Below are 16,841 nucleotides of genomic sequence, written 5' to 3' on the forward strand. Positions count from 1 at the left end.
GGAAAGATGAGGAGACGTCATGGCTCACGATGCCGACGCCAACCGGGCCGCGAAGCGCTGGCTCTGGCTGCTGGTCCTGCCGCTGATTGCGATGGTCTGGGTGCCGTCGTACAGCAGGATCGAACCGCAGTTGTTCGGTTTTCCGTTTTTCTACTGGTACCAGCTGCTTTGGGTCTTCATTAGCGCGGTGATCACCGCGTTCGTCTATTTCAAGACCAGAAATGCGTGGAAGGCGAGCGGCCCGCAGGGAGGTGCGCGATGAATCTCGGCGCAACCTTCGTCTTCGTCCTGCTTTTCATCGGCGTCACCATCATCGGCTTCCTGGCCGCGAACTGGCGGCGCGGCGATCTCGCCCACCTCGACGAATGGGGCCTCGGCGGACGCCGCTTCGGCACGATCGTCACGTGGTTCCTGCTCGGCGGCGATCTCTATACGGCATACACGTTCGTCGCGGTGCCCGCGCTCGTGTTCGGCGCCGGCGCGATGGGCTTCTTCGCGCTGCCGTATACGATCCTGATCTATCCGTTCGCGTTCGTCGTGTTCCCGAAACTGTGGAGCATCGCGAAGCGGCACCGCTACGTGACGGCCGCCGATTTCGTCAATGCACGCTACGGCAGCCGGATGCTCGCGCTGGCGATCGCGGTGACGGGCATCGTCGCGACGATGCCGTACATCGCGCTGCAACTGGTCGGCATCGAAGTGGTGATCGGCGCGCTCGGCTTCGACACGACCGGCTTCGTCGGCGATCTGCCGCTGATCATCGCGTTCGCGATCCTCGCCGCCTACACGTATACGTCGGGGCTGCGCGCGCCCGCGATGATCGCGATCGTGAAGGATATCCTGATCTACGTCACGATCGCCGCGGCAGTCATCGTGATTCCCGCGAAGCTCGGCGGTTTCGGACACATCTTCGCGAGCGTGCCGCCCGCGAAGCTGCTGCTGAAGGCGCCGGATGCGGCGAGCCTGAACGGCTACAGCGCGTACGCGACGCTCGCGATCGGCTCGGCGCTCGCGCTGTTCCTGTATCCGCACTCGGTCACGGCGATCCTGTCGTCGTCGTCGGGCAACTCGATCCGCCGCAACATGGCGATGCTGCCCGCGTACTCGTTCGTGCTCGGCCTGCTCGCGCTGCTCGGCTACATGGCGCTCGCATCGGGCGTGAAGGACATGCCGCAGTACGCGCCGTACTTCAAGGCGTTCGGCCCGAACTTCGCGGTGCCCGCGCTGTTCCTCGAGTATTTCCCGTCATGGTTCGTCGGCGTCGCGTTCGCGGCGATCGGCATCGGCGCGCTGGTGCCGGCGGCCATCATGTCGATCGCGGCCGCGAACCTGTACACGCGCAACATCCACCGCGAGTTCGTGAACCGCAACATGTCGCACGAACAGGAAACGCACGTCGCGAAGCTCGTGTCGCTGATCGTGAAGGTCGGCGCGGTCGCGTTCATCCTCGGGCTGCCGCTGACCTACGCGATCCAGCTGCAGCTGCTCGGCGGCATCTGGATCATCCAGACGCTGCCGGCGATCGTGCTCGGCCTGTATACGCGCATGCTTGATCACCGCGGCCTGCTGGCCGGCTGGGCGGCGGGCATCGTGTGCGGCACGTGGATGGCGGTCTCGCTGAAGCTCGCGAGTTCGATCTTCACGATCCACCTGTTCGGCCTCGCGATTCCCGGCTATGCGGCCGTGTGGTCGTTGATCGTGAACCTGGTGGTGTCGGTGGTGGTGAGCGTGCTGGTGCGTGCGATGGGCATGGCGCATGCGGAGGATCGCACGCGGCCGGAGGATTATCTCGACGTCGTCGAGGGCTGATTCCCCCACCTGCTGTTGCAGTTTCGACACGACGCCCGCGACGCAAGTCGCGGGCGTTTTGCATGGGGCGCCGCGAATGCCCCGTGTGGCCGTGCATCCTTTTGCGCCGATCTCCAAGCGATTCTAGGGCGTCCGAGCCGTGGCGAAAATCGGTGCAAGACCGATTGGGAGGCGCGTGGCCCGCTTGCCAATAATGCGTCCCGCCCGGCTGAACCGGGTGATTCGATCTCCACACGATCCGACTATATGAGGGACGCAATGACGAAGATTTGGGTTCTGGTATTGGGCATGTGCTGCGTGGCGCTGGCCGGCTGCGTCAACGCGTACTACCGGTGAGGCGCGCCATGAGAGTCCTGCTGATGTGGGCGCTCGTCGCGCCGATCCTGCTCGCCGGTTGCGCGAACATGTACTACCGTTGACGGCGGGCCGCGATGAAAACGATCTTGTCGGCCGCCATGCTGTGTGTGGCGCTTGCCGGCTGCATTTCGGTGTACGGCCCCGGGCAGCGCTACGCGGCGCGCGATGCGCCGGCTGAAAAACACGGCGAGGCCGACGGTGCGGCCGGCGCGGCCGACTCGTCCGGCAGTGACGCCGCATCGCGCATCGTGATCGGCAATCGCAAGTATGACGAAGTGTGGGCGACGGTTGCGCAGTTCTACGCGGACCACAAGCTGGCGGTGCGCGTCAGCGATCGCGATGCGGGGCTCGTCGCCGCCGCGTATGCAGATTATCCGAACGCGGACAACTTTCTGGATTGTTCCGGGCTGAAGCAGACGTCGAACGTGACGCACACGCTGAAGGTCGTCACGCGCATCGACGAAGCGACGCAAGGCGTAACCGTGTCGATCGACGTCGCGGGCATGGCCGGCGTGGTAGCGGCCGGCAAGCAGAAGGGCGCGCGTGTCGCGTGCCGCTCGAACGGCACGTTCGAGCAGGCGCTGGCGGAGGTGTTGCGCAAGTGACGGGCTCGCCCGGACGCCGCGGTTGCGCGCGGTCCGGGCGGCCGACGCGTGCGTTACTGGCCCGCGCGTTTCGCGAGGTCGTCGCGCTGCGACAGATCCTCGACGTTGACCATCCAGTGCACGCCGAAACGATCCTTTGCCATCCCGAAGCCGAGCGCCCAGAACGTCTTGCCGAACGGCATCGTCACTTCGCCGCCGTCGGCGAGCGCGTTGAACAGCTTCCGGGCTTCCTCGACCGTCGCCGGGTTCAGCGACAGCGAATAGCCGGCGTGCATGCCGCCGCCGGGCTGGCTGCAATCACCATCCGAGCACATGATCATCGAGTCGCCGATCGTGAAGCTCGCGTGCATCACCTTGTCGGCCATCTCCGGCGTCATCGGGTAGTCGGGGTTCGGCGGCGCGTCCTTGAAGTGCATCTTGAACATCGTCTTCGCACCGAGCGCCTTTTCGTAGAACTGAAGGGCTTCGTCGGCACGACCGTAGAACGTCAGGTACGGTTGAACTTGCATCGTTGTCTCCTGTGATGGGCCGGCCCGCGCATCCGCGCGGGTGCGGCATCGTGCAAGACTGACTGGGGAAGGGCGCATCGGGAAGCGGCCGTCGCACCCGTGACGTGGATTGTAGTGCGCGTGCTTGACGATGGAATGAAAAATAAAAACGGCCGCGAACCTGACGTTCGCGGCCGTGTGCGCCGTGCTTGCCGACGGCTGTTGTCAGCGTTGCCGACAGCCGGCGACGCTTATCGCGGCTCAGCGCAGCGAGTCGATCAGCTTCTCGAGCTTCACCGCATCGGCGGCGAATACGCGGATGCCTTCCGCGAGCTTTTCGGTTGCCATCGCGTCGTCGTTCAACTGGAAGCGGAACGCTGCCTCGTCGATCGCGACGCGCGTGGCGGGCTGGTCCTGCAGCGCTTCCGGCGACAGCTTGCGCGTGACGGTCTCGTTGCTGTCCTGCAGCTTCTGCAGCAAGTCGGGACTGATCGTCAGCAGGTCGCAGCCGGCCAGCTCGGTGATCTGGCTGGTCGTGCGGAAGCTCGCGCCCATCACTTCGGTCGTGTAGCCGAACGTCTTGTAGTACGTGTAGATGCGGCGCACCGATTGCACGCCCGGATCGTTCGCGCCGCCGTCCTTCTCTTCATTCCACGCTGCGCCGGCCTGCTTCTTGTACCAGTCGTAGATGCGGCCGACGAACGGCGAGATCAGTTGCGCGCCGGCTTCCGCGCACGCGGCGGCCTGCACGAGCGAGAAAAGCAGGGTCATGTTGCACTTGATCCCGTCCTTCTGCAGCACTTCGGCCGCGCGGATGCCTTCCCAGGTCGACGCGAGCTTGATCAGGATGCGTTCGCGGCCGATGCCGGCTGCTTCGTACAGCTTGATGAGCTCGCGGCCCTTGTCGATCGAGCGTTGCGTGTCGAACGACAGGCGCGCATCGACCTCGGTCGACACGCGGCCCGGGATCAGCTTCAGGATCTCGGTGCCGAATGCGATCAGCAGGCGGTCGATGATGAAATCGGTGCTTTCGGTGCGGTGATCGCGGACGGTCTTCTCGAGGATCGGCTTGTACGCATCCTTCTGGACGGCCTTGAGGATCAGCGACGGGTTCGTGGTCGCGTCCTGCGGCTGGTATTGCGCGAGCTGCTGGAAATCGCCCGTGTCGGCGACGACGGTCGTGTACTGCTTCAGCTGGTCGAGTGCGGTAGTCATGGCGATTCGGAAGAAGGGCGCAAGGCGCCGGGTTCTCACGGGCCGCGCGAGCGCGGCGGCGAAGCGAAGCGGCGCCGGGCGCCGCCTCCGATCCGCTATTCTAGGCCCGATTCGTGTCGGACACGTTCTGGCGTGTCCGTTGGCCGCGGCGCCGGGCGCCGCGCCGCGTCACGCGGGGCGGCGCGCGTTCAGGATCACCTGCGTGACGATCCCCGCGACGAGTCCCCAGAATGCCGAGCCGATCGACAGCAGCGTGAGGCCCGACGCGGTGACCATGAACGTGACGAGCGCGGCTTCGCGCTGCTTCACGTCCTGCATCGCGTTCGCGAGCCCGCTCATGATCGAGCCGAACAGCGCGAGCGCGGCGACGGAGACGACGAGCGCCTTCGGCAACGCGGCGAACAGCGCGGCGATCGTCGCGCCGAAGATCCCCGCGATCAGGTAGAACGTGCCGCACCACACGGCGGCCGTATAGCGCTTCGCGCGATCCTCGTGCGCTTCCGGGCCGGTGCAGATCGCGGCCGTGATCGCCGCGAGGTTCACGCCGTGCGAGCCGAACGGCGCGAGCAGCAGCGACGCGAGGCCGGTGGTCGCGATCAGCGGCGACGACGGCGTCTGATAGCCGTCCGCGCGCAGCACCGCGATGCCCGGCACGTTCTGCGACGCCATCGCGACGACGAACAGCGGAATCCCGATGCTGACGATCGACGCGAACGAGAACGCGGGCATCGTGAACACGGGCTTCGCGAGCGCGATGCGAAAGCCGCTGAAGTCGAGCAGGCCGAGGCCGCCGGCCACCGCCGTGCCGACGACCAGCGTCGTCACGATCGCATAGCGCGGCGCGAGCCGCTTGACGATCAGGTACGTGAAGAACATCGCGAGCACGAGCGCGGTCTGGAACTGCGCGGCGCGGAAGATCTCGATGCCGATCTCGAACAGGATGCCCGCGAGCAGCGCGGCGGCGATGCCGGCCGGAATCTTGCGCATCAGCGTGTCGAACAGCCCGCTCACGCCGATGGCCGTCAGCAGCACCGCACAGACGACGAACGCACCGATCGCCTCGGGGTAGGGCACGCCGGGCAGCGATGCGATCAGGAGCGCGGCGCCGGGCGTCGACCACGCAACGACGACGGGCGCGCGAAAGCGCAGCGACAGGCCGATCGTCGTCAGCGCCATGCCGATCGACAGCGCCCAGATCCATGACGAGATCTGCGCATCGGTGAGGTGGGCGGCGCGGCCGGCCTGGAACATCAGCACGAGCGAGCTCGTGTAGCCCGTCATCATCGCGACGAAGCCGGCGACGAGTGCCGAGACGGAGGTGTCGGCGAAAAAGCGGCGGCCGCCGGCGCGGCTGGCGCTCGCGGTGGGCGAGGGGTTCATGCTGTCTCCGGGGGAGGCCGCTCGGACGCGGCCTTCGTGTCTTGGTGGTGGGGCGTTACTTGCTGAGGGCGCGCATCGCGGTTTCGAGGCCCGCGAGCGTGAGCGGGTACATGCGATGGCCGAGCAGGTCGCGGATCACCGCGACCGACTGCCGGTATTCCCATAGCCGCTCGGGCTCGGGATTCAGCCATGCATGATGCGGGAACTGGTCGGCGAGCCGGCGCAGCCACACCGCGCCGGCTTCGGGGTTGTTGTATTCGACCGAGCCGCCGGGCTGCAGCACCTCGTACGGGCTCATCGTCGCGTCGCCGACGAAGATCAGCTTGTAGTCGGGCGTGAACTTGTGGAGCACGTCCCACGTCGCGGTGCGCTCCGAGTGGCGGCGGCGGTTGTTCTTCCACAGGTGGTCGTACACGCAGTTGTGGAAGTAGAAGAATTCCAGGTGCTTGAATTCGGCCTTCGCGGCCGAGAACAGCTCCTCGGTGCGCTTGATGTGGTCGTCCATCGAGCCGCCCACGTCGAGCAGCATCAGCACCTTCACGTTGTTGTGGCGCTCGGGCACCATCCGGAGATCGAGCCAGCCCGCGTTCGCGGCCGTGCTGCGGATCGTGCCGGGCAGGTCGAGTTCCTCGGCCGCGCCTTCGCGCGCGAAGCGGCGCAGCCGCCGCAGCGCGACCTTGATGTTGCGCGTGCCGATCTCGACGGAATCGTCGTAGTCACGGTACGCGCGCGCTTCCCACACCTTCACCGCGGTGCGGTTGCCGTTCGACGGGCCGCCGATGCGCACGCCTTCCGGGTTGAATCCGCCGTGCCCGAACGGCGACGTGCCGCCGGTGCCGATCCACTTGTTGCCGCCCTCGTGGCGTTCCTTCTGCTCGTCGAGCAGTTGCTTCAGGCGCTCCATCAGCTTGTCGAGGCCGCCCATCGCTTCGATCTGCGCCTTTTCCTCCGGCGACAGTTCGCGTTCGAGGCGCTTCTCGAGCCAGTCGAGCGGGATGTCGAACGCCTCGGAGGGCAGCGTGGATACGCCGTGGAAATACGCGCCGAACGCCTGGTCGAACTTGTCGAAGTACTGCTCGTCCTTGACGAGCGTCATCCGGGCGAGGAAGTAGAACGCATCGATCGACGGCGAAATCAGCCCGGCCTTCAGCGATTCGAGCAGCGTCAGGTATTCCTTCACCGAGACGGGCAGCTTGGCTGCGCGCAGCGCGTAGAAGAAATTGAGCAGCATGGCCGGGCCTTCGCGGGTTGAGGGGGGTTACCGGTTGTGCCGGTTCATGTAGACGAGGCGCTCGAGCAGGCTCAGGTCCTGCTCGTTCTTCAGCAGCGCGCCCGCGAGCGGCGGCACGATCTGCTTCGCGTCCGCGCCGCGCAGCGCGTCGGCCGGGATGTTCTCGGCGAGCAGCAGCTTCAGCCAGTCGAGCAGTTCGGACGTCGACGGCTTCTTCTTCAGGCCCGACACGCCGCGCAATTCGAAGAAACTCTCGAGCGCCGCGCGCAGCAGTTCCTCGCGGATGTCCGGGAAGTGAACCGCGACGATCTTCTGCATCGTCGACGGATCGGGAAACTGGATGTAGTGGAAGAAGCAGCGGCGCAGGAATGCGTCGGGCAGCTCCTTCTCGTTGTTCGACGTGATGATGACGAGCGGGCGGTGCTTCGCGCGAACCGTTTCGCGCGTCTCGTACACGTGGAATTCCATCCGGTCGAGCTCGCGCAGCAGGTCGTTCGGGAATTCGATGTCGGCCTTGTCGATCTCGTCGATCAGCAGCACGCTCGGGTGCTCGGCGTCGAACGCCTGCCACAGCACGCCCTTCACGATGTAGTTCGAGATATCCTTCACGCGTTCGTCGCCGAGCTGCGAATCGCGCAGCCGCGAGACGGCGTCGTATTCGTACAGGCCCTGCTGCGCCTTCGTCGTCGACTTGATGTGCCACTGCAGCAGCGGCATGTCGAGCGCGGCGGCGACTTCCTCGGCGAGCATGGTCTTGCCGGTGCCGGGCTCGCCCTTGATCAGCAGCGGGCGTTGCAGCGTCAGCGCGGCATTGACCGCGAGCTTCAGATCGTCGGTGGCGACGTAGTGCGAGGACCCTTCGAAACGCATGGCGGCGCTCTTCTCAATCGGGGAAAAAAACCCAGTATAAGTCAGAAGGGCTGTCCGGTTGGGCCGCGCCCGCGTATCGTTGCAGGGCTGTGGCGGGGCGAGCGGGGGTGCCTTATGGACGCGTTCCCCGTCGGCGCGGTACAATCTGGCCGTTTTTTTTGGCCTGCGTGGCGACCTGACAAGCAAAACGGCGCGGGCCGTTGCCGCTATGGCGCCAGTTTCCCCTCAAGCTAGGTTACAAGAGCTATGAACAAATTCGTCGGCAAACACGTCGTTGTCGCAGCGCTCGTGGCGCTCGCGGGCAGCGCGCAGGCGGCCGGTGTGGTCGGCAACCCGAAGGACGGGGCGAGCAAGGCCGCCATGTGCATCGGTTGCCACGGCATCCAGGACTACCGCGCGGCGTACCCGGAGGTCTACCGGGTGCCTGTCCTCGGCGGCCAGAACCAGCAATACCTCGAGAACGCGCTGAAGGCCTACCGCAAGAAGGATCGTCACTTCCCGTCGATGAATGCGATCGCCGGCTCGCTGACGGATCAGGACATCGCGGATCTGGCGGCCTACTACGCCGCCCAGAAGGCCGACTCGAAGGACAACCCCTACAAGTAAGCGCGCGCCGCCGATCTCTCCGGCGGGACAGGAGCATTCATGAACAACGCATTCAAGACGGCGGCGGCTGCACTGGTGGCCGGCCTCGCGATCGGGTCCGCGCATGCGGCAGATACCGTGAAGGGCAAGGAACTGGTCGAGTCGCACAACTGCGCGGCCTGCCACGGCGCGCAGATGAACAAGCCGATCAACGCGGAATACCCGCGCCTCGCCGGCCAGCACGCCGACTATCTGGTGTGGGCGATGCGCCAGTACCAGATGGGCCTGACGAATCCGCTGCTCGGCCGCAACAACGCGATCATGCAGGCGCAGGTGCAGAGCCTGTCGGTCAGCGACATGAAGGACATCGCGGCCTACATCGAGTCGCTGAAAGAAACCGATCTCGTATTCAAGAAGTAAGCGCGGCGGGCCCGAACGGCTCGCGCGGCAGGAAAGCGTACCCCGCCTCGGCGGGGTATTTTTTTGTCCGCGGCCCGGCGCCCGGGCCGCGCTGCTCAGTCGCGCGACGCGCGGCGCAGGATGCGCTGCAGGTACGCGTCGGTATCGGGCGGCGTGTTCGTGCGCTGGGCTTCCCAGATCGTCTCGCCGAGGCATTCCATGATCGCGTGCTGCGCGTCGTGGGTCGAGTCGAGCTTCGCCGCGAGCTTGTCGTGCGCGGCGCGGATGCCGGGCGGCTGGTCGATCGACAGTTGCTCGCTGATCGCGAGGTGCATCGACAGGTGCAGGAACGGGTTCGTGCGACCTTCCTCGGGCGTGTACTCGCGCGCGGCGGCCCCGCCGGCGTCGGCGAGTTCGTCGTGGTATTCGGGATGCTCGACGATCCAGTCGGCCGCCATCGCTTCCAGCGGCGTCAGGATCTCGCCGGCGCGCTGCTTGCGCCAGGTCTCGGTGAAAAAGCGACGCACTTCGTCGCGGCTTGGATTGAACATGGTGGGGAAACGTCGTGATTCGGACGGCGTCGTGCCGCGTCGGGCATTGTACGCCGGGTCGGCGGACGGCGCTGGCGGCCGGCGGGAGCGGCCGCGCGGTGGCGGTGGCAGCTGTGGCAGAGGTCGCCCGCGCGGTGCCGGTGCGCGGCACCGGCTCGCCGCCGGGGCAGCGCGCTTGGCTCGCCACCGCCGCGCCGTTACACTCGATCGATTTTCCCGCCGCCAAGTCGATCGCACCCGTCCCGTCATGACCGCCGCCGCCCGTCCTTCGTCCGCCGCCCTGCAGGGCACGTTCTACGTCGCGCTGTCCGCCGCCGCATTCGGCGCGATGGCGATTTTCGGCCGCTATGCGTATGCGGCCGGCGTCGATGTGCTCGGACTGCTGATCGTGCGCTTCGCGATCGGCGGCGCGGTGCTCGCCGCGATCGCGCGGCACCGCCGCGTTGCGTGGCCGCGCGGGCGTGCGCTCGCGCCCATCGTGGCGATGGGCGCGCTCGGCTACGTCGGCCAGTCGTTCTGTTACTTCAGCGCGCTGCAGCATGCGCAGGCGAGTCTCGTCGCGCTGCTGCTGTACCTGTATCCGGCCTTCGTCACGCTGCTGGCCGCATGGTGGCTCGGCGAGCGCCTCACGCGCGCGAAAGCCTTCGCGCTCGTGCTGTGCGTCGCGGGTTCGGCGCTGATGGTCGGCGGCGGGCATGGCGAACCGCTCGGGATCGCGCTCGCGCTGGCCTCCGCGGTGATCTATTCGCTGTACATCGTCGGCGGCACGAAGGCGACGCGCGGCGTCGATCCGCTCGCGACCACCGCGATCATCTGCCTGTCGTCGACCGTGACGCTCGCGGCGATCGCCGTCGTGCGGACCGTGGCGTTCGGCGCACCGCCGCGCTGGCCCGCGACGGCCGACGGCTGGGCGTCGATGCTGGCGATCGCGCTCGTCTCGACGGTCGCGGCGATGCTCGCGTTCTTCGCCGGGCTCGAGCGGCTGGGGGCTGCGCGTACGTCGATGCTGTCGACGCTCGAGCCGGTCGTGACGGTGGCGCTCGCGGCGCTATTGTTCGGCGAAGCACTGTCGCCGCTGCAGTGGGCGGGCGGCGTCGCGATCCTCGCGGCCGTGCTGGCGCTGGTCCGGGCGGGCGGTGCGGCCGCCGACGATGCGACCGCGACATCCAGCGCGTAGCCGGGAAGGGGAAGGGGGAGCGGGCGTCGCGATGGCGCCCGCGGGGCCGGTTGCGCCGGAACGAATCGAGCGGCCGGCACGGTGCGCCGCTGTCGTGCCCGGCGTTTACTCGTTGGGCGGCGGCGTCTTCGGCCTGAACTCGCACAGCGGCTCGATCGCGCAGTGCCAGCATTCGGGCTTGCGGGCCTTGCACACGTAGCGTCCGTGCAGGATCAGCCAGTGATGCGCATCCTGCAGGAATTCCTTCGGCGTGAACTTCTCGAGCGCCGCCTCGACGGCGCGCACGTCCTTGCCCGGCGCGAGCCCCGTGCGGTTCGCGACACGAAAGATATGCGTGTCGACCGCGATCGTCGGCTGGCCGAACGCGGTGTTCAGCACGACGTTCGCCGTCTTGCGGCCGACGCCCGGCAGGCTTTCGAGCGCCTCGCGATCGGCCGGCACCTCGCCGTCGTAGCGATCGAGCAGGATGTGGCACGTCGCGACCACGTTCTTCGCCTTGGTCCGGTAGAGGCCGATGGTCTTGATGTACCCGGCGACGCCTTCCTCGCCGAGCGCGACGATTTGTCGCGGGGTGTTCGCGACCGGAAACATCTTCCGCATCGCCTTGTTGACCGATACGTCGGTTGCTTGCGCGGACAGCATCACGGCGATCAGCAGCTCGAACGGCGTCGTGTATTCGAGCTCGGTGGTCGGATGCGGATTGAGGCTCTGCAGCGTTTCGTAGATCGCGCGTCGTTTGCTGGCGTTCATGGAGCGTTCTGGTCGGGCGGCGCGGACCGGCCGCCGGGGTCGTCGTTGCCGGCGTCGTGCTCGTCGCCTGGCGTCGCGGCTTCGGCGTCGCGCAGCGCCTGCTGTTCGGCGAGCCGCTTGCGGCGGGCCTCGGCCGCATCGATCTGTGCCTGGACGGCGGCGCTCACGCCTTCGGTGTTCTTCGGCCCGGCGTCTTGCCCGGCCAGTTCTTCCTTCTTCTTGCGCGCCCGTTCGAGCGCGGCGGCGATGATCGCGCGTTTCTTCGCTTCGGCGTCGTCAGCGGCCGGTGCGGGGGGCGGCGTGTCGGGCTGGGGGCCGGGCTGTGCGGCGGCGGCGGGCTTCGCTGCGCCGGACGCGCGGCGGGCAGCCGCGCGCGCTTCGGCGGCGTCGCGTTCGCGGCGCTGACGGGCGAGCCGCAGGTCGTGGCGTTCGCGCGCGGCATCGGCCTGTTCCTGCGACCACGCGTCCCAGCCGGTGCGCTCGCCGGTCACCGGCAGCATCGCGATGCAGTCGACGGGGCAAGGCGGCACGCACAGGTCGCAGCCCGTGCACAGCGACGCGACGATCGTGTGCATCTGCTTCGGCGCACCGACGATCGCGTCGACCGGGCACGCCTGCATGCACAGCGTGCAACCGATGCACAGGCTTTCGTCGATGAAGGCGACGGCGCGCGGATGCTCGCTGCCGTTGACGGGGTTCAGCGGAATCACCGGTTTGCCGAGCAGACCCGCGAGGCGCGCGATGCCTTCGGCGCCGCCGGGCGGGCACTGGTTGTAGTTCGCGTCGCCGGCGGCGATGGCCTCGGCGTACGGGCGGCAGCCGTTATAGCCGCACTTCGTGCATTGCGTCTGGGGAAGCAGATCTTCGATGCGATCCGCGAGTATTTTGGAATCGGTCACGGTGACTACGGGCGCGGCAGCGCCGAATGGCTCTCGGCCACGTCGGGCGCGGCCGGAAAGGTTTGCCAAAGCTCGATTATCGCCGATTTCCCGCATTGCGCTGGACGCCGTCTGTGCGCATAATCGAACCGCTTTTTTGCAGGGGCTCAGCAGGAGGGCGGCCGCCCGCGGCGCGCCCGTTCCCGGGCGGCCGGCGCCGAGGCGGTGGGGTGCCGGTCCGGATCACGCGGCTCACATAGCAAAACGCCACCATGAATCAGCCAAAAATCAAAAGAGATCCTGAAGGTACGCGGCGCCGCATCCTGATGGCGGCAGCCGAAGAGTTCGCGAGTGGAGGGCTGTTCGGCGCGCGCGTCGACCAGATCGCGCGCCGGGCCGAAACCAACGAGCGCATGCTCTATTACTATTTCGGCAGCAAGGAGCAGCTGTTCACGGCCGTGCTCGAACACGCGTTCGCCGCGCTGACCGAAGCCGAGCGCGTGCTCGACCTCGACGGCGTCGCGCCGGTCGAAGCCGTCACGCGGCTGGCCCATTTCGTTTGGGACTACTACCGCGACCACCCGGAGCTGCTCCGGCTCATCAACAACGAGAACCTGCACGAAGCGCGCTACCTGCACAAGTCGACGCGGATCCGCGAGATGATGTCGCCGATCGTCGCGAAGCTCGGCAACGTGCTGACGCGCGGCCAGAAGGCCGGCCTGTTCCGCGCCGACGTCGATCCGCTGCGCTTCTACGTGACGCTGTCGGGGCTCGGCTACTACATCGTGTCGAACCGCTTCACGCTTGCCGCGACGCTCGGCCGCGACTTCACCGACGCCGACGAGCGCGCCGAGATGGTCCGGATGAACACCGAGGTGCTGCTCGCGTATCTGCTGCGGCGCTGACCGGCGTCCGTTACCGGCGTGAGCCGGCGGCCCGGGCGGGCGCCGGATGCGAAAACGCCGCCGTGCGCAGGCAACGGCGGCGTTTTGTCGTCGGGGCGCGCGGCGTCAGGCGGCCTTGCGCGTGCGTACGGTCTTGGCGCGGGCGCCGCTGCCGGCGCGCTTCGTGGCCGGTGCGGCCTTGGCGGGCACGGCGGCAGCCGGCGCCTTTGCACGCGTGCGCTTCGCCGCGGCGGCCCGCGTCGTTTCGGTCGGCGCGTCGCCGGCCGCCGGCACGGCCGCGAGCGTCGCGGTGGCCGGCGCTTCCGGGCGATCCTTCGCGGCGCCGTGCTTCGGCTCCGGCTCGTGTTCTCGGATGAAGTCGCGCAGTTGCGGGTAAATGATCGTGCGCCAGCGGCGGCCCGAGAAGATCCCGTAGTGACCGCACTTCTCGGCGGTCAGGCTGCGGCGCTGGTCTTGCGGAATGCCGGTGCACAGCTCGTGCGCGACGTGCGTCTGGCCGCTACCCGAGATGTCGTCGAGTTCGCCCTCGACCGTCATCAGCGCGGTGTGCCGGATGTCCTGCGGGCGCACGCGCTCGCCTGCGACGTCCCACGTACCCTCGGCCAGCCGGAATTCCTGGAACACGACGCGGATCGTCTCGAGGTAATACTCGGCGGCCATGTCGAGCACCGCGTTGTATTCGTCATAGAAACGGCGGTGCGCCTCGGCGTCGTCCTCGTCGCCGCGCAGCAGGCTCTGGTAGAAATCCCAGTGCGACTGGGCATGCCGCTCCGGATTCATCGCGACGAAACCGGTGTGCTGCAGGAAGCCCGGATACACCTGGCGGCCTTCGCCCGGATAGTTCGCCGGCACCGTGTGGATCACGTTGTTCTCGAACCACGCGGTGGAGTGCTGGGTGGCGAGCGAGTTGACCGACGTCGGGCTGCGGCGTGCGTCGATCGGGCCGCCCATCATCGTCATCGTGAGCGGCGTATCCTCGCCGCGGCTCGCCATCAGCGAGATCGCCGCGAGCACCGGCACCGTCGGCTGGCACACCGAGATCACGTGCAGGTTGCGCGCGCCGATGTGGCGGATGAATTCCTGGATGTAGGCGATGTAGTCGTGCAGGTGGAACGGGCCGACCTCGACCGGCACCATCCGCGCATCGATCCAGTCGGTGATGTAGACCTTGTGATCCTGCAGCAGCGTGCGCACGGTGTCGCGCAGCAGCGTCGAGTGGTGGCCCGACAGCGGTGCGCAGACCAGCACGACCGGCTCGTCCTTCAGTTGCGTGACGGCGTCGGCGTCGTCCGAATAGCGTTTGAAACGCAGCAGCCGGCAGAACGGCTTCTCGACGATCGTCTGCTCGACGATCGGGATGTTGTGGCCGTCCTTGACGATCTGATGAATGTTGAATTCGGGCTTCTCGTAATCCTTGCCGAGCCGGTACATCAATTCGTAGGCGGCGGCCATCCGCGTCGCGCCCGGCATCAGCGAGAACGGGCTCGACGGATTGGCGAACGATTTGGACGCGGCCTGGGCCCAGGCCGTCAGCGGGCTCAGCATGGCCCGCTGGAATTCGTGCAGTTGGTAAAGCATGCAGGCTACTCCCGCGTGGGGGACGGTGCGCAAGGGCGGCGTGGGGCGTCGCGGCGTGCCGTATGGGTCAGCGGCCGGCCATGTTGCACTGCGGCCGGACAATCGCGACGATCATATCGGACAAAGATGGGTGGTGCAATGCAACATTTCCCCGATTTTTCATCAAAGTTTTGCGATTTGACGTTCTCTGAACAACCCGGCCGCGCACGCGTTCAGCGCCCCGTGGCGACGGCCGGCGCGGGCTGGCCTGCCGCGCGCGCCATCGCGTCCTCGTGGTGCATCAGGTTCATCGCGGTATGCACGAGCGCCACGTGGGAGAACGCCTGCGGGAAGTTGCCGACCTGCCGTCCGGCCACCGGGTCGTATTCCTCGGCGAGCAGCCCGAGGTCGTTCGACAGCGCGAGCAGCCGGCTGAACAGGCGGTGCGCGTCGTCGATGCGGCCGAGCAGCGCGTAGTTGTCGACCAGCCAGAAGCTGCACGCGAGAAACGTGCCTTCGCCGGGCGGCAGGCCGTCGTCGTAATCGGTCGTGCGGTAGCGCATCACGAGCCCGTCGTGCAGCAATTCGCGCTCGATCGCATCGACCGTGCCGGCGATGCGCGGGTCTTCCGGCGGCAGGAAGCCGAGCAGCGGCATCAGCAGCACGCTCGCGTCGAGCTCGTCGCTGCCGTAGCTCTGGGCGAACGCCTGCTTGCCCTCGTGCCACGCGTTGTCGCATACGTCGGCGTGGATCCGCTCGCGCAGCGCGCGCCAGCGGTCGAGCGAGCCGGGCAGCCGGAACATCTCCGCCGACTTGATCGCACGGTCGAACGCGACCCACGCCATCACCTTCGAGAACGTGAAATGGCGGCGCCCGCCGCGCGTTTCCCAGATGCCTTCGTCGGGTTCCTGCCAGATCTTCTCGAGGTGATCGAGCAGCGCGCATTGCACGGACCAGACGGTGTCGTCGGCCTGCAGGCCGCCCACGCGCGCGAGGTGCAGCGCGGCCATCACCTCGCCGAACACGTCGAGCTGGAGCTGGTTCGCGGCACCGTTGCCGACCCGGACCGGCTTCGAGTCCTGGTAGCCGGGCAGCCAGTCGAGCTCCATTTCCGGCAGCCGCCGTTCCCCGGCGATTCCGTACATGATCTGGATCTGCTCGGGCGACCCGGCCATCACGCGGCCGAGCCACGTGCGCCATGCGCGCGCCTCGTCGTAGTAGCCGCCGCGCATCAGCGCGAGCAGCGTGATCGTCGCGTCGCGCAGCCAGCAGTAGCGATAGTCCCAGTTGCGGTTGCCGCCGATCTTCTCGGGCAGCGACGTGGTCGGCGCCGCGACGATGCCGCCGGTCGGCTCGTAGGCGAGCGCCTTCAGCGTGATCAGCGAGCGGCGCACGGCGGCCGCGTAGCGGCCCTGCACCTGGCAGCGGCCCGACCATTCGAGCCAGTAGTTCTCGGTGCGCGCGAGCATCGACAGCGGGTCGCGGGCCGGCGGCAGCCGCAGGTGCGACGCCGCGTAGCCGAGCGAGAACGGCACGCGCTGGTCGGCGCTCACCGTGAATTCCGCGAGCGTATGGAGGTTTTCCCCGGTGAGCGGCACCGGCGTGCGCAGCACGACGGTGTCGGGGCCCGCGATCGCCTTCATGCCGTCCTCGCGGGTCAGTCGCGTGACCCACGGGATCGAGAAACCGTAGTCGAAGCGCAGCACGAGCTCCATGCGCATCTTCATCTTGCCGTGGCGGCCGACGACGATCCGCACCAGTTCGGACCAGCCGTTGCCGGGCGGCATGAAGTCGATCACGGTGACGGCGCCGTCGGCGCTCTCGTAATCGGTTTCGAGAATCAGCGTGTCGCCGCGATAGCGGCGGGTCGTGTGCGTGACCGCGGCGTCGGCGGCCGGCGCGAGCAGCCAGCGGCCGTGCTCGGGCGTGCCGACGAGCGCCGCGAAGCAGGCGCCCGAATCGAAGCGGGGCCAGCACAGCCAGTCGACGGAGCCGTCTTTTGCGATCAGCGCGGCCGTGTGGCCGTCGCCGACGAGGGCGTAGTCTTCGATCAGGGCGGGCATGGGCAGGCGATCCTTTGGTAT

17 protein-coding genes are annotated in these 16,841 nt (G+C 67.5%); 7 read left to right on the top strand and 10 right to left on the bottom strand.

Going from position 1 to position 16,841, the window contains the following annotated elements:
* Positions 1–19 precede the first annotated feature (19 nt).
* From GQ57_RS11365 to GQ57_RS11375, 3 genes are all read left to right on the top strand, one after another.
* Positions 20–262, top strand: coding sequence for a DUF3311 domain-containing protein (locus GQ57_RS11365; RefSeq protein WP_031402934.1), 243 nt, complete (start codon positions 20–22; stop codon positions 260–262).
* Complete coding sequence (mctP, locus tag GQ57_RS11370) at positions 259–1,809, top strand: monocarboxylate uptake permease MctP (RefSeq protein WP_034197922.1); 1,551 nt, start codon at positions 259–261, stop codon at positions 1,807–1,809. The genes GQ57_RS11365 and mctP overlap by 4 nt, the downstream gene beginning before the upstream one ends.
* Positions 1,810–2,240: 431 nt before the next feature.
* Positions 2,241–2,771, top strand: coding sequence for a hypothetical protein (locus GQ57_RS11375; RefSeq protein WP_034197923.1), 531 nt, complete (start codon positions 2,241–2,243; stop codon positions 2,769–2,771).
* A 53-nt stretch (positions 2,772–2,824) separates the two neighbouring features.
* Here the strand turns inward: GQ57_RS11375 and GQ57_RS11380 are convergent, their stop codons facing one another.
* The 5 genes from GQ57_RS11380 to GQ57_RS11400 form a co-directional block, all read right to left on the bottom strand.
* A complete protein-coding gene (locus GQ57_RS11380) occupies positions 2,825–3,280 on the bottom strand; it encodes a VOC family protein (RefSeq protein ID WP_034197924.1) in 456 nt (151 codons plus the stop codon).
* Between the two features lie 240 nt (positions 3,281–3,520).
* Positions 3,521–4,474, bottom strand: coding sequence for a transaldolase (gene tal / locus GQ57_RS11385; RefSeq protein ID WP_034197925.1), 954 nt, complete (start codon positions 4,472–4,474; stop codon positions 3,521–3,523).
* Between the two features lie 168 nt (positions 4,475–4,642).
* Entirely contained in the window at positions 4,643–5,854 is a 1,212-nt protein-coding gene (locus GQ57_RS11390) for a benzoate/H(+) symporter BenE family transporter (RefSeq protein WP_031402939.1), read from the bottom strand.
* Between the two features lie 55 nt (positions 5,855–5,909).
* A complete protein-coding gene (locus GQ57_RS11395) occupies positions 5,910–7,085 on the bottom strand; it encodes a vWA domain-containing protein (protein WP_031402940.1) in 1,176 nt (391 codons plus the stop codon).
* A gap of 27 nt (positions 7,086–7,112) precedes the next feature.
* Entirely contained in the window at positions 7,113–7,955 is an 843-nt protein-coding gene (locus GQ57_RS11400) for an AAA family ATPase (protein WP_021158556.1), read from the bottom strand.
* 246 nt (positions 7,956–8,201) lie between these two features.
* Between GQ57_RS11400 and GQ57_RS11405 the strand changes: the two genes are divergently transcribed.
* Both GQ57_RS11405 and GQ57_RS11410 read left to right on the top strand, forming a co-directional pair.
* Entirely contained in the window at positions 8,202–8,561 is a 360-nt protein-coding gene (locus tag GQ57_RS11405) for a c-type cytochrome (RefSeq protein WP_006763764.1), read from the top strand.
* Between the two features lie 39 nt (positions 8,562–8,600).
* Positions 8,601–8,960, top strand: coding sequence for a c-type cytochrome (locus GQ57_RS11410; RefSeq protein ID WP_031402941.1), 360 nt, complete (start codon positions 8,601–8,603; stop codon positions 8,958–8,960).
* Positions 8,961–9,055: 95 nt separating this feature from the next.
* Here the strand turns inward: GQ57_RS11410 and GQ57_RS11415 are convergent, their stop codons facing one another.
* Complete coding sequence (locus GQ57_RS11415) at positions 9,056–9,490, bottom strand: DUF1841 family protein (RefSeq protein ID WP_031402942.1); 435 nt, start codon at positions 9,488–9,490, stop codon at positions 9,056–9,058.
* 247 nt (positions 9,491–9,737) lie between these two features.
* On the opposite strand from GQ57_RS11415, the gene GQ57_RS11420 reads away from it, so the two are divergent.
* A complete protein-coding gene (locus tag GQ57_RS11420; RefSeq protein WP_031402943.1) occupies positions 9,738–10,667 on the top strand; it encodes a DMT family transporter in 930 nt (309 codons plus the stop codon).
* A gap of 105 nt (positions 10,668–10,772) precedes the next feature.
* Here the strand turns inward: GQ57_RS11420 and nth are convergent, their stop codons facing one another.
* Both nth and rsxB read right to left on the bottom strand, forming a co-directional pair.
* A complete protein-coding gene (gene nth, locus GQ57_RS11425) occupies positions 10,773–11,417 on the bottom strand; it encodes an endonuclease III (protein ID WP_034197926.1) in 645 nt (214 codons plus the stop codon).
* A complete protein-coding gene (gene rsxB, locus GQ57_RS11430) occupies positions 11,414–12,412 on the bottom strand; it encodes an electron transport complex subunit RsxB (protein ID WP_034197927.1) in 999 nt (332 codons plus the stop codon). The genes nth and rsxB overlap by 4 nt, the downstream gene beginning before the upstream one ends.
* A gap of 155 nt (positions 12,413–12,567) precedes the next feature.
* Between rsxB and GQ57_RS11435 the strand changes: the two genes are divergently transcribed.
* On the top strand, positions 12,568–13,200 hold the full coding sequence (locus GQ57_RS11435; RefSeq protein ID WP_034197928.1) for a TetR family transcriptional regulator: 633 nt from the start codon (positions 12,568–12,570) through the stop codon (positions 13,198–13,200).
* Between the two features lie 105 nt (positions 13,201–13,305).
* Here the strand turns inward: GQ57_RS11435 and GQ57_RS11440 are convergent, their stop codons facing one another.
* Together GQ57_RS11440 and GQ57_RS11445 are read right to left on the bottom strand one after the other, a co-directional pair.
* Positions 13,306–14,778: a polyhydroxyalkanoate depolymerase gene (locus GQ57_RS11440; RefSeq protein ID WP_034197929.1), complete on the bottom strand. Its 1,473-nt coding sequence runs from the start codon at positions 14,776–14,778 to the stop codon at positions 13,306–13,308.
* A gap of 212 nt (positions 14,779–14,990) precedes the next feature.
* Positions 14,991–16,820, bottom strand: coding sequence for a glycoside hydrolase family 15 protein (locus GQ57_RS11445; protein WP_031402830.1), 1,830 nt, complete (start codon positions 16,818–16,820; stop codon positions 14,991–14,993).
* Between the last annotated feature and the right edge of the window lie 21 nt (positions 16,821–16,841).

The sequence above is a fragment of the Burkholderia sp. MSh2 genome (genome assembly GCF_000731655.1).
Classification (GTDB): Bacteria; Pseudomonadota; Gammaproteobacteria; order Burkholderiales; family Burkholderiaceae; genus Burkholderia; species Burkholderia paludis.

Bases quoted from the DNA above. Each gene is read 5' to 3' on its own strand.
- nth (WP_034197926.1), bottom strand. From the start codon at position 11,417: ATGAACGCCAGCAAACGACGCGCGATCTACGAAACGCTGCAGAGCCTC.
- GQ57_RS11445 (WP_031402830.1), bottom strand. From the start codon at position 16,820: ATGCCCGCCCTGATCGAAGACTACGCCCTCGTCGGCGACGGCCACACG.
- tal (WP_034197925.1), bottom strand. From the start codon at position 4,474: ATGACTACCGCACTCGACCAGCTGAAGCAGTACACGACCGTCGTCGCC.
- GQ57_RS11395 (WP_031402940.1), bottom strand. From the start codon at position 7,085: ATGCTGCTCAATTTCTTCTACGCGCTGCGCGCAGCCAAGCTGCCCGTC.
- GQ57_RS11410 (WP_031402941.1), top strand. From the start codon at position 8,601: ATGAACAACGCATTCAAGACGGCGGCGGCTGCACTGGTGGCCGGCCTC.
- GQ57_RS11440 (WP_034197929.1), bottom strand. From the start codon at position 14,778: ATGCTTTACCAACTGCACGAATTCCAGCGGGCCATGCTGAGCCCGCTG.
- GQ57_RS11405 (WP_006763764.1), top strand. From the start codon at position 8,202: ATGAACAAATTCGTCGGCAAACACGTCGTTGTCGCAGCGCTCGTGGCG.
- rsxB (WP_034197927.1), bottom strand. From the start codon at position 12,412: ATGCGGGAAATCGGCGATAATCGAGCTTTGGCAAACCTTTCCGGCCGC.
- GQ57_RS11400 (WP_021158556.1), bottom strand. From the start codon at position 7,955: ATGCGTTTCGAAGGGTCCTCGCACTACGTCGCCACCGACGATCTGAAG.
- GQ57_RS11380 (WP_034197924.1), bottom strand. From the start codon at position 3,280: ATGCAAGTTCAACCGTACCTGACGTTCTACGGTCGTGCCGACGAAGCC.
- GQ57_RS11435 (WP_034197928.1), top strand. From the start codon at position 12,568: ATGAATCAGCCAAAAATCAAAAGAGATCCTGAAGGTACGCGGCGCCGC.
- GQ57_RS11390 (WP_031402939.1), bottom strand. From the start codon at position 5,854: ATGAACCCCTCGCCCACCGCGAGCGCCAGCCGCGCCGGCGGCCGCCGC.
- mctP (WP_034197922.1), top strand. From the start codon at position 259: ATGAATCTCGGCGCAACCTTCGTCTTCGTCCTGCTTTTCATCGGCGTC.
- GQ57_RS11420 (WP_031402943.1), top strand. From the start codon at position 9,738: ATGACCGCCGCCGCCCGTCCTTCGTCCGCCGCCCTGCAGGGCACGTTC.
- GQ57_RS11365 (WP_031402934.1), top strand. From the start codon at position 20: ATGGCTCACGATGCCGACGCCAACCGGGCCGCGAAGCGCTGGCTCTGG.
- GQ57_RS11375 (WP_034197923.1), top strand. From the start codon at position 2,241: ATGAAAACGATCTTGTCGGCCGCCATGCTGTGTGTGGCGCTTGCCGGC.
- GQ57_RS11415 (WP_031402942.1), bottom strand. From the start codon at position 9,490: ATGTTCAATCCAAGCCGCGACGAAGTGCGTCGCTTTTTCACCGAGACC.